General features: G+C 72.6%; 9 protein-coding genes. 3 read left to right on the forward strand and 6 right to left on the reverse strand.

The annotated features are described in order from the left end of the window. From erm to AOK24_RS25405, 4 genes are all read right to left on the reverse strand, one after another. On the reverse strand, positions 1-614 hold a 614-nt coding region (gene erm, locus AOK24_RS25390), incomplete at its 3' end, for a 23S ribosomal RNA methyltransferase Erm (protein ID WP_055722390.1). 322 nt (positions 615-936) lie between these two features. Next, positions 937-2220 carry an ABC transporter substrate-binding protein gene (locus AOK24_RS25395; RefSeq protein ID WP_055722391.1) on the reverse strand — a complete coding sequence of 428 codons (1284 nt, stop codon included), beginning with the start codon at positions 2218-2220 and terminating at the stop codon, positions 937-939. Continuing rightward, positions 2220-3056 carry a carbohydrate ABC transporter permease gene (locus AOK24_RS25400; RefSeq protein ID WP_055722392.1) on the reverse strand — a complete coding sequence of 279 codons (837 nt, stop codon included), beginning with the start codon at positions 3054-3056 and terminating at the stop codon, positions 2220-2222. The genes AOK24_RS25395 and AOK24_RS25400 overlap by 1 nt, the downstream gene beginning before the upstream one ends. Continuing rightward, the gene (locus tag AOK24_RS25405) at positions 3053-3940 is read right to left on the reverse strand and encodes a carbohydrate ABC transporter permease (protein WP_055722393.1); all 888 of its coding nucleotides are present in this window, start codon (positions 3938-3940) and stop codon (positions 3053-3055) included. The genes AOK24_RS25400 and AOK24_RS25405 overlap by 4 nt, the downstream gene beginning before the upstream one ends. 297 nt (positions 3941-4237) lie before the next feature. On the opposite strand from AOK24_RS25405, the gene AOK24_RS25410 reads away from it, so the two are divergent. Next, positions 4238-5095, forward strand: coding sequence for a phosphotransferase enzyme family protein (locus AOK24_RS25410; protein ID WP_055722394.1), 858 nt, complete (start codon positions 4238-4240; stop codon positions 5093-5095). A gap of 13 nt (positions 5096-5108) precedes the next feature. Here AOK24_RS25410 and AOK24_RS25415 read toward each other — a convergent pair whose 3' ends face one another. Continuing rightward, a complete protein-coding gene (locus tag AOK24_RS25415) occupies positions 5109-5831 on the reverse strand; it encodes a 3'-5' exonuclease (protein WP_055722395.1) in 723 nt (240 codons plus the stop codon). Between the two features lie 108 nt (positions 5832-5939). Further along, complete coding sequence (locus AOK24_RS25420) at positions 5940-7178, reverse strand: SAV2148 family HEPN domain-containing protein (RefSeq protein WP_055722396.1); 1239 nt, start codon at positions 7176-7178, stop codon at positions 5940-5942. A gap of 258 nt (positions 7179-7436) precedes the next feature. On the opposite strand from AOK24_RS25420, the gene glgX reads away from it, so the two are divergent. Both glgX and treY read left to right on the forward strand, forming a co-directional pair. Continuing rightward, positions 7437-9563: a glycogen debranching protein GlgX gene (glgX, locus tag AOK24_RS25425; RefSeq protein ID WP_055722397.1), complete on the forward strand. Its 2127-nt coding sequence runs from the start codon at positions 7437-7439 to the stop codon at positions 9561-9563. Positions 9564-9621: 58 nt separating this feature from the next. Then, positions 9622-11836, forward strand: a 2215-nt coding sequence (gene treY, locus AOK24_RS25430; RefSeq protein ID WP_055722398.1) for a malto-oligosyltrehalose synthase, incomplete at its 3' end; no start/stop codon positions are given.

The following is an 11836-nucleotide window of genomic DNA, read 5'->3' on the forward strand; positions in this document are numbered from 1 at the left end:
GCCTCGACCAGCCCGACCCACCGCGAGTACGCCGCCGCGTCGACCAGCGGCACGGCCCGCCGCTCGATCCGCACCACCCCCGCATCCACTCGGGGCACCGGCCGGAACCGAGTCCGCCCCACCCTCCCGACCAGCCGCCACTCGTACCGGGGCCAGCTCCGCACCGTCACCAGCGTCCAACTCCCGTAGTCCCCCGTCCTCTTGCGGGCGTACTCCAGCTGGGTCATCAGCGTCGCGTCGGTGAGTCCGGGCGCCCGCAGACACCAGTCCACGATCGCCGCCGTACGGGAGAAGGGCACGTTCCCGGCGACGGAGAACGGCGTACGCGGCGCCGGCGCGGCGAGGAAGTCCCCGCCGATCACGGCGACTTGAGGTGCTCCGGCGAACCGGGAGCGCAGCCCGGACAGCAGCCGGCGATCGATCTCGTACGCCCGCAGCTCGCGGCAGCGCGGTGCGAGGTGTTCGGTCAACGCGCCTTTCCCCGCGCCGACTTCGAGCATCAGGGGGACGATCTCACCGCGTGGCACGGCGAGTCGGGCGAGTTCCCGCGCGGCGGCGCGGTCCGCGAGGAAGTTCTGGGAGAGCGCGCGTGCGGCAGGGGATGGGCGGGCCATGGCCAACGTCCTTCGTCTTCCGGGTTCTTGGGGAACGGGCAGCCGTGACCCCGACCGGAAGACAGGAGATGGGCACGCCAAGGGGGCACACGCAGACCGCGTGCACCCTGATCAGGCGTACGGAGGAGAAGGACGACCCGGCGGCTCAGCCGTCAGCGGGTGTCACACCCCGGACCGGTCAGGGTTCCGGGGAGACGACGCATCCGAAGGGAGTACGTGACACCCCGGCCGAGACCGGTGTTGATGATCGCGCAAGTTGCTGCCACGCACCCGACGTTAGGGCCCCCGGGAACCCCGGGCAACGCATTTTCCGCTGGCCCGCTCAGCGCTGGTAGCGCGCGAGCACCAAGTTGCCGTCCTTCTCCAGGCGTTGGCGGAGTTCACCGAGGCCGATGGCCCCGCTGTAGTACTCCTGGAGGGCGGGTGTCGCGACCTTGTCCTTCCACTCCGGGTAGCCGCGCACGGACTGGGCGGGCGCGGGGACGAGGTGGCCGGCGAGGGCCGTGCCGGTCGCCCAGCCGTGTTCGGTGGTGTGAAGTGCGGGGTCCCGCAAGGCGGTTGTCCCGGTGGGGAGCATCCAGTCGCCGAGGGCGAGGCGGACCATGTTGGGCGGGCGCAGGAGGAAGTCGAGGAAGGCGACGGCTTCCTTCTTGTGGCGGCTGTCGCGCGCGACGGACAGCGTCTGCGGGCTGACCCCCTGGGTGAGTCCGGCGGCACCGGCGGGCGCGGGGAGCACCTGCCACGCGAAGCCCTTGGGTGCCTGCTGTGAGATCTGCTGCCGGTAGGAGAACCCGAGGGGGACCATCGCGTACTTCCCGCCGAAGAACCCGGGCAGCGTGTCCGAACCCCCGCTGCCCAGCGTCGAGTCGGAGGCGCTGTGGTCCACGTCAATCTGGTCGTGGATGGTCTGCGGTACGACCGTGTCGCCCGCACCCATGCGGATGGTGACCTTCCCGTCGTCCCCTCGGTGGAAGAGGTGCCCGCCCGCCGAGAGGGACAGGTTGAGCGTGGCGGAGACGGGTTCGCGCAGGGGCCAGGCGACGCCGAACCTGCCGTCGCCGCTGAGCTGCCGGGTGATCTGTCTGAACTCCGGCCAGGTCCAGGGCTGTCGGGGCGTGGGGATGCGTACGCCGGACTCGCGCAGCCAGGTCGCGTTGGCGATCAGGACACGCGGTTCCTGGAGGAACGGGACGCCATAGATGCCGTCGCCGAACGTCGTCGTGGCCCAACTGCGGTCCGGGATGTCGGACTTGAGGCGGGCGGGGAGCAGCTCTGTCAGGTCGGCGAGGTAGCCGCCGTACGCGAAGTCGGCGAGGTCGTCGGAGGCGTCGTGGATGACGTCGGGGGCGTCGCCGCCCTCGAAGGAGGTGAGGAGCTGGTCGTGGACGCTGTCCCAACTTCCCTGGACGTACTCGACGTTGATGTCGGGGTGGGTGACGTTCCACTCCTTCACGAGTTCCTTGGTGGCGGCGACGGAGTCGTCCTGCCAGGCGAGGGACTGGAAGCGGAGGGTGATGCGGCCGTCGTCGCGGGAACCGTCGGAGGAACAGGCGGCCAGGAGGACGAGCAGCAGCACGGTGACGGCACTCAGTGTCCTGGTCCGCATCAGCTCTTCACCGCCCCCGCCAACAGCCCTCCCGTGATGCGGCGTTGGATGAACGCGAAGACGACCAGCGAGGGCAGCGTCGCGAGGAACGAGGCCGCCGCGAGCGGCCCGAGGTCGGCGACTCCCTCCGCCCCGATGAAGTGCGTCAGGATCACCGGCAGCGTCTGTTTCTCCGGCGTCTTCAGCAGCACCAGCGCGAAGAAGAACTCGTTCCACGCGGTGACGAACGCGAACATCGCCGTGGCCGCGATCCCCGGCGCCAGCAGCGGCGCGGTCACCGACACGAGCGTCCGCAGCCGCCCGGCCCCGTCGACGGCCGCCGCTTCCTCCAACTCCCTTGGCACAGCGCGGACATACCCGGTCAGCATCCACAGCGCGAACGGCAGCGCCCACACCACGTACACGATGACGAGCCCGGCGAGCGAGTCGATCAGCCGCAGGTTCTTCAGCACGAGGAACAGCGGGATGATCAGCAGCACGAACGGGAACGCCTGACTCACGACCACCCATCCGCTCACCGCCCGCGCGAGCTTCGTCCGGCGCCGCGCGAGGACGTACGCCATCGGGGTGGCCACGGCGACGGCGATCAGCGCGGCCGTCGCGGCGACGAGCAGGGAGTTCAACCCGGCGCGCAGCAGGGGCTGTTCGTCGAACGCCTGCCGGAAGTTGTCGAGCGTCGGGTCCCTCGGGATCCACGTCGGGTGCGGACTCCCCAGCTCCCGGGGCGGTTTGAACGCGGTGGACAGCAGCCACAGCAACGGGAAGGCGAGGAACACGAGATACGCGAGCAGCGCTGTGTATTTTCCGGCTCGCGCGGTCCGTCCGAGTCTTCTCACGCCTCGTCACCTCCTTTGAGCCGTCCGGCCAGGAACACCGCGAGGCAGACCGCGACGACCGCGACCATCACGCATCCCATCGCCGCCGCGTACCCGAACTGGCCGTAGCGGAAGGCCTCTTCGTAGGCGAACAGCATCGGCAGCCGGGTGCGCCCGCCGGGGCCGCCGCTGGTCAGCACGTAGACCAGGGCGAACGAGTTGAAGTTCCAGATGAAGTTGAGCGCGGTGATCGCGAGGGCGATCGGGCGCAGCGCGGGCCAGGTGACGGTCAGGAACCGGCGCCAGGCGCCCGCGCCGTCGACCTGGGCGGCCTCGTGGAGTTCACGCGGCGTGTTCTGGAGCCCGGCGAGCAGCGCGACGGTCGTCGTCGGCAGGCCCGCCCACACGCCGACGACGATCACGGCCGGCAGCGCCGTGCCGAGTCCGCCGAGCCAGTCCCTGCCGTCGCCCAACCCCAGGTTCCGCAGCGTCTCGTTGAGGATTCCGGCGTCCGGGTGGTAGACGAGCCGCCACATGATGCCGACGACGACCTCGGGCATCGCCCACGGCACGATCGCCAGCGCCCGCGCGAGCCAGCCGAAGCGCAGGCCCTGGTTGAGGAGCGACGCGAGGCCGAGGGCGAGGAGGAACTGCGGGACGGTCACCGCGAACGCCCACACCAGGCCGATGCGGAACGACTCCCAGAACAGCGTGTCGTCCAGCAGGTCACGGAAGTTGAGGCCGCCGATCCACTGCGTGGCCTGCGTGCGCCCCGACTGGGCGTCGGTGAACGCGAGCAGGATCCCGTACAGCAGAGGCCCCACGCTGAGCACCAGGATCGGCACGAGCGCGGGCAGCACCAGGAACCACGCCCCTCGGTCCAGCACACCCTGCCGCACCCTCACACGCCACCCCTTCGCACAGCTCCGACGGGCCCCGCCATGGTCGTGAACGCGTCGACCCCCGTCAAGACACCGCGCGCGGGGCTCACCAGTGGGAATGCGACACTGGCGGCCTCATGGCCGGATCACGACGGCGGCAGGGTCGGGCGGCGTCCCGGGAAGCGGACGCGGTCCGGCGGGACCCCGGGCACGGGGGCCGGCGGCGAGGAGGGTGCGCGGCGGTACTGCACGCGGGCCCACCGGCGACGACAGGAGAGGCGGCCGAGGGGTCGCCCCACGGCGGAAAGCGGAGGCAGGCGGATGGACGAGGCACGCGCGCGCGAGGTGCTGGCCCTGGCGGAGTTGCCGGGCGCGCCGGACGCGCGGCTGCTCGCGCTCGGGGAGAACGCCGTGTTCGAGCTGGGCGGCCTGGTCGTCAAGGTGGGCCGGGACGCCGAGTTGATCGAGCGGGCGCGCCGGGAGACGGCGATCGCCGCGTGGCTCGCGAAGGAGGGTGTTCCGGCGGTCCGCGCGGCCGAGTCGGAGCCGCTGCTGGTCGACGGCCACCCGGTGACCGTGTGGCACCGCCTCCCGGACACCGTGCGCCCCGCCGAGCCCCGCGACCTGGCCGAGCTCCTCCGGCTCGTGCACGCCCTGCCCGCGCCCCCGTTCGCCCTGCCCCCGCGCGATCTGCTGTCCGGCGTGGAGCGCTGGCTGCGGCTCGCCGGTGCCGCGATCGATCCGGCGGACGCGGCGTACCTGCGGGAACGGCGTGACGGTTTCGCGGCGTCGGCAGCCGCCCTCACCCCTCATCTGCCGCCGGGCCCCATCCACGGCGACGCCCTCCCCCGCAACGTCCACATCGGCCCCGACGGGCCGGTCCTGGTCGACCTGGAGACCTTCTCCACCGACCTGCGCGAGCACGACCTCGTCGTGATGGCCCTCTCCCACGACCGCTACGCCCTCCCCACGCCCGCGTACGACGCCTTCACGGCCGCCTACGGCTGGGACGTGCGCGCCTGGTCCGGCTGCGCCGTCCTGCGGGGCGCCCGCGAGACCGCGAGCTGCGCCTGGGTGGCCCAGCACACCCCCACCAACCCCAAGGCCCTGGCGGAGTTCACCCGCCGGGTCGCGTCCCTGCGCACGGGCGACGCGTCGGTCCGCTGGTACCCCTTCTGACCGGCCGCACCCCTCACGCGTCCTGCGGGACGACCTCCCGCACCGGCCACACCCCGTCGACCACCGCGTCCGCGTCGCCCTTCTTGCGCAGGAACGCCTGGAAGTCGGCGGCCCACTCGGCGTACCACGTGACCTGCCGCCGGTGCAGTTCGCCGGCTCCGAGGTCGGCGACCTTGGTGTGCCGCCCCGCTATCGCCCCGGCCAGCCGGGCGGCGGCCAGCGCGTCGGCGGAGGCATCGTGCGCGGCGTCGAGCCGTATGCCGTACTCCGCGCAGACGGCCTCCAGGTTGCGCTTCCCGCGCCGGTACTTCTCGACGTGCCGGTCGATCGTGTACGGGTCGACGACGGGCGCGGGCTCCTCGCCGTCCAGGCGCTCGCGCAGGGACGGCAGTCCGTGCCGCCGCAGCTCCGCGGAGAGCAGGGTGAGGTCGAAGGCGGCGTTGTAGGCGACGACGGGCACCCCGCTGCGCCAGGCGCTCACCAGCGCGTCGGCGACGGCGCCCACGACCTCGTCGGCCGGCCGGCCCTCCGCGCTCGCGCGCTCGTTGCTGATCCCGTGGACGGCGACCGCGTCCGCCGGGATCTCGACCCCCGGATCGGCGAGCCACTCGCGGCTCCCGCGCACCTCCCCGCCCACGACCTCGATCACGGCCGCGGTGACGATGCGTGCCTCCCGCGGATCCGTCCCCGTCGTCTCCAGGTCGAACCCGATCATCAACTCCTGGTGCCAGGCCATGTCGGCCCCCCTTCTCGGTGGTGCTTTCCCCCAGTGGTCCCCACCTTCGCACGAGCCACTGACAATCGGAGGTCCGCCTTCCGCATCCCCCGCACCGAGCACCGCACTTCAGGACACAGGCCGCGAATCCGCCCAGGCCAGCTCGAACTCCTCGCGGTACGCCGGGAACAGGCCGCTCTCCTCGGTGTCCCCCGCCTTGACGATCCGGTTGCCGCCGCGCAGCACGAGCACCGGCGCCTCCATCCCGCGCATGCCCCGCAGGTACGACTGGACGACGGCGATCCCGTCGGGGCCGTCCCCGTCGACGAGGTAGGCGGTGAAGCGGGGCGTCTCGTCGTACACCTGGATCTGGAAGGCCCCGGGGTCGCGCAGCCGGGAGCGGACCCGGCGCATGTGCAGGATGTTCATCTCGACGGCCCGGCTCAGCTCGCCGCGCTTGATGCCGAGTTCCCGCTCGCGCCGCTTGACCGCGCTGGAGGCGGGGTTGATGAACAGCAGCCGTACGCGCCCGCCCGCCTCCGCGAGCCGCACGAGGCGGCGCCCGGAGAAGTTCTGCACGAGCAGGTTGAGCCCGATGCCGATGGCGTCGATCCGGCGCGCGCCCCCGAAGAGGTCCTCGGCGGGGAACTGCCGCATGAGCCGTACACGGTCGGAGTGGACGGCGACGACGTCGGCGTACCGGTCGCCGACGAGGTCCTCGACGGCGTCGACGGGCAGCCGGCGCGCGGAGGGCACGTCGCCGCTCGTGCCGAGCATCTCCAGCAGGTGCGCGGAGGCGCGTTCGGCCTGGCTCAGCACGTTTCCGGACAGGGCGCGGTTGCGGGAGACGACGTTGCGGGTGACCTCCAGCTCGTCGAGGGCGAGTTCGACGTCGCGCCGTTCGTCGAAGTACGGCTCGAAACAGGGCCAGTGCTGGACCATCAGCTCGCGCAGCTGCGGGAGCGTCAGGAACGAGATCACGTTGTCGTCGGCGGGGTCGAGGAGGTAGCCCTTGCGGCGGCTGACCTCGCGGACGGCGACCGCGCGCTGCACCCACTCCTGCCCGGCGGGCCCGGCCGCCGCGACGACCCAGTCGTCGCCGTGCACGGGCTCGTACACGGGCCGCAGGACCGCCGACACGACCGCGCGCAGGCGCTGTTCGACGAGGTTCAGCCAGATGTAGGCCCGGCCGGCGCGCTGCGCGCGGGTGCGGACCTCGCGCCAGGCGTCGGCGTCCCAGTCCAGCTCCGGTCCGATGGCCCCCGCGTCCATGGGTCTGGCCAGCGACACCGCGCCGGGCGGGGCGTCCGCCGAGCCGCCCTCGTGACCCTCGTCACCAGGGGGCAGCTCCAGCCCTCCCGAGCCCACCCAAGCACCGCCTTCCGCTCCCCCGAGCCTTCCCGTCCCAACGATCAAGGAAGGGTACTCCGGGAGCGGTCGGCGGTGCAGCCGGATGGACAGGGTCGTTCTCGGCTGCCTCGAATCCATCGCCCTCCGGATGGGGAGGAAGTGAGCGGAGTCATGACGGTCGTCCGTCCGTGGGCGAGTTGGAGAACTGGACCGACCCCGGTTCGCCATACCGTCGTACGAGCCACATGTCCGCGACAACCCTGGAAGAGTCGTCCCATGCAGGTCTGGCCTGGACAGGCGTATCCCCTGGGCGCCACGTACGACGGCGCCGGTACGAACTTCGCGCTCTTCACGGAGGCCGCGGACCGAGTGGAGCTGTGTCTGCTGCACGACGACGGCTCGGAGACGGCGGTGGAACTGCGCGAGAGCGACGCGTTCGTCCGGCACGCCTACCTGCCCGGGGTGATGCCCGGCCAGCGCTACGGCTTCCGCGTGCACGGCCCGTACGAGCCCGCGCGCGGGCTGCGCTGCAACTCGGCGAAGCTGCTCCTCGACCCGTACGCGCGCGCGGTCGCCGGTTCGGTGCGCTGGGGCGAGGAGGTGTACGGCTACCACTTCGACGCGCCCCAGGAGCGCAACGACCTGGACTCCGCGCCGCACATGATGACGTCGGTCGTGGTGAACCCGTACTTCGACTGGGGCGACGACCGGCCCCCGCGCGTGGACTACCACCACACGGTGATCTACGAGGCCCATGTGAAGGGCCTGACGATGCTCCACCCGGAGCTGCCGCCGGAGCTGCGGGGCACGTACGCGGGGCTCGCGCACCCGGCGGTGATCGGCCATCTGACGCGCCTGGGGGTGACGGCCCTGGAGCTGATGCCGGTGCACCAGTCGGTGAACGACCACCGGCTCGTGGACCTGGGCCTGAGCAACTACTGGGGCTACAACACGATCGGCTTCTTCGCGCCGCACAACGCGTACGCGTCCTGGGGCGACCGCGGGCAGCAGGTGCTGGAGTTCAAGTCGGCGGTCCGCGCGCTGCACGAGGCGGGCATCGAGGTGATCCTGGACGTCGTCTACAACCACACGGCCGAGGGCAACCACCTGGGGCCCACGCTGTCGTTCCGGGGCATCGACAACGGGAGCTACTACCGGCTCGCGGACGACCGCCGGTACTACACGGACACCACGGGGACGGGGAACTCGCTGCTGATGCGGTCCCCGCACGTCCTCCAGATGATCATGGATTCGCTGCGGTACTGGGTGACCGAGATGCACGTCGACGGGTTCCGTTTCGACCTCGCGGCGACCCTGGCGCGGCAGTTCCACGAGGTGGACCGGCTGTCGTCGTTCTTCGACCTGGTGCAGCAGGACCCGGTGGTGTCGCAGGTGAAGCTGATCGCGGAGCCCTGGGACGTCGGCGAGGGCGGCTACCAGGTGGGCAACTTCCCGCCGCTGTGGACCGAGTGGAACGGCAAGTACCGCGACACCGTGCGGGACCTGTGGCGCGGTGAGCCGCGCACGCTCGCGGAGTTCGCGGGCCGGCTGACCGGCTCCTCCGACCTCTACCAGGACGACGGGCGCCGCCCGCTGGCCTCCGTCAACTTCGTGACCTGCCACGACGGTTTCACGCTGCGCGACCTCGTGTCGTACGACGAGAAGCACAACGAGGCCAACGCGGAGGGCAACCGGGACGGCGAGAGCCACAACCGGTCGTGGAACTGCGGGGCCGAGGGCGACACGGACGACCCCGAGGTGCTGCGCCTGCGCGCGCGGCAGACCCGCAACTTCATCGCGACGCTGATGCTCTCCCAGGGCGTGCCGATGCTCAGCCACGGCGACGAGTTCGGGCGCACCCAGCGCGGCAACAACAACGCGTACTGCCAGGACAGTGAGCTGTCCTGGGTGCACTGGCCGGACCCGGAGGCGGACGACCCGCAGGACGACGACCTGCTCGCCTTCACGCGCGCGCTGGTGTGGCTGCGCCGGGAGCACCCGGTCTTCCGGCGCCGGCGCTTCTTCCACGGCCGGCCCGTGGAGGGCACTCACGACGACCTCTCCGACATCGCCTGGTTCACCCCGGAGGGCCGCGAGATGACCGACCGGGACTGGACCTCGGCGACCGCCTCCGCGCTCACGGTGTTCCTCAACGGGCACGCCATCTCCGAGCCCGGCCCGCGCGGCGAGCGCATCACCGACGACTCGTTCCTCCTCATGTTCAACCCCTCCCCGACCCCGCTGGACTTCGTGGTCCCCGTGGACCACGGCCCCCGCTGGCACCTCACCGTCGACACCGCCCACCCCACTCCGCCGCCCTCCGGGACCGGCCTCAAGGTGTCGGCGGGCGACCACCTGCGCCTGCTGGACCGGAGCGTGGTGGTCCTTCAACGCCCCGCGTAGCGCACAGGTTCCCGGGGGCCCGGTACGGAACCCCGCTCCCCCGGGTACCAACCCCTGCATGACCCCTCGACACCCCACAGCCACCTACCGGCTCCAGCTCCAGCCGGCGTTCACCTTCGCGGACGCGGCACAGGCCGTCCCCCACCTGGCCTCCCTGGGGGTGTCGCACCTCCACCTGTCGCCGGTCCTGGAGGCGGTGCCGGGTTCGGCGCACGGCTACGACGTCGTCGACCCCGCGCGCGTACGGGGCGAACTGGGCGGCGAGGAGGGGCTGAGGGCGCTGGCCCACACCGCGCGGGCGCACGGTCTCGGGCTGGTCGCGGACGTCGTGCCGAACCACATGGCGATGGCGCCGCGGCACAACCGCGCGCTGTGGGAGGTGCTGCGGGAGGGCCCGGCGTCCCCGTACGCGCGCTGGTTCGACGTCGACTGGGAGGCGCAGGGCGGCCGGATGCTCGTCCCGGTCCTCGGGGGCCCGCTGGGCGACGAGCTGAAGCGGCTGCGGGTCGAGGACGGGACGCTGCGGTACTACGACCACGTCCTGCCCCTGCGCGCGGGGACGGCCGGACTGCCGCTGCCGGAGCTGCTGGACGCCCAGTGGTACCGGCCGGTGTGGTGGCGGCTGGCGCGCACGGAGCTGAACTACCGGCGGTTCTTCAGCATCTCGGAGCTGATCGGGGTGCGGGTGGAGGACCCGGAGGTCTTCGAGGCCACCCACGCCACCCTGCTGCGCCTGCTGGCCGACGGCGTCCTGGACGGCCTGCGCGTGGACCACCCCGACGGCCTCGCCGACCCGGACGCCTACCTGGAGAGGCTGCACCGGGCGACGGGCGGGCGCTGGACGGTCGTCGAGAAGATCCTCTCGGCCGGCGAACGCCTCCCGGACTCCTGGCCGGTGGCCGGGACGACCGGCTACGACGCCCTGCGGCACGTGGACGGCCTTTTCACGGACCCGGTGGGGTGCTCAGGCCTCCTGGCCGCGTACGGCCGTCTGACGGGCGCTCAGGCCGATCGGGGCGGCGACTGGGCGGCGACCGTCCGGCGGGCCGCGTACACGACCCTCACGCACGAACTCGCCGCCGAGCTCGACCGCCTGACCCGCACGGCCGTCCGCGCCTGCGCCGCCTCCCCCGACCCCGCCGCCCTCGACCGGGCCCCCTGGACCCTGCGCACGGCGCTCACGGAACTCCTGGTCCGCATGGAGGTCTACCGCCCCTACCCCTCGGCCGACCCGGCGTCCGTCCTCACCGAGGAGGCCGCCCGGCAGGCCCGCGCCGCGTTCGCGGTCCCCGAGGAGGCGGGCGCGGTGGACGTCGTACGGAACCTCCTCCTGGGCACCGGCGCGTACGGCGCCGAACTGCGTACCCGGTTCGCGCAGACCTCGTCCGCGCTGCGCGCCAAGTCCGTGGAGGACACGGCGTTCTACCGGTACGTGCCCTTGCTGTCGGCGACGGAGGTGGGCGGCGATCCCGGCGCCCCGGCCGTGTCGCCGGACGCGTTCCACGCGTACTGCGCGCGCGTGCAGCGCGACTGGCCGACCGGCGGGACGGTCGTCTCGACGCACGACACGAAGCGCAGCGCCGACGTCCGCGCGGCGCTCGCGGTCCTGACCGAGTGCCCCGAGCGGTGGGCCGGACTCGTCGCCGGGCTCCCCGCGTTCGAGGACCCGCAGCTCGCGTGGGCGGCCTGGCAGACGGTCTTCGGCCTCGGCCCGGCCGACCCCGCGCGCCTGCGCGAGGCGCTGCTGAAGCACGTCCGGGAAGCGGGCCTGCGCACGAGCTGGACGGAGCGCGACGCGGCGTACGAGGAGGCGGTGGAGGCGTTCGCCGAGGGAGGCCCGGCGGACGCGGAACGGGTGCTGGCCGTCCGCCGCGACCTCGCCCCGCACATCCGGGCGAACGTCCTCGCGACCGCCCTGGTGCACCTGACGATGCCGGGTGTACCGGACGTCTACCAGGGCACCGAGAGCGAGTACCTGGCCCTGGTGGACCCCGACAACCGCCGCCCGGCCCGCTTCCCGGCGCCCCTTCCCGACGGAGAAGCCGCCCCCGGCGCAACAGCCGCCCACGATGAGAAAGCCGCTCTCACGGCCGCCGCCCTGCGCCTGCGTCGGCGCCGCCCCGAGGTGTTCGGCGCGTCGGCGACGTACACACCGCTGCCCGCGCGCGGGGAGGCGGCCGGCCACTGTCTGGCGTACGCGCGCTCCGGCGCGGTGGTCGCCGCTGTGACGCGGCTGTCGTTGCGGCTGGCCGAGGCGGGCGGCTGGCGGGGGA

Source organism: Streptomyces niveiscabiei, from assembly GCF_001419795.1.
Classification (GTDB): domain Bacteria; phylum Actinomycetota; class Actinomycetes; order Streptomycetales; family Streptomycetaceae; genus Streptomyces; species Streptomyces niveiscabiei.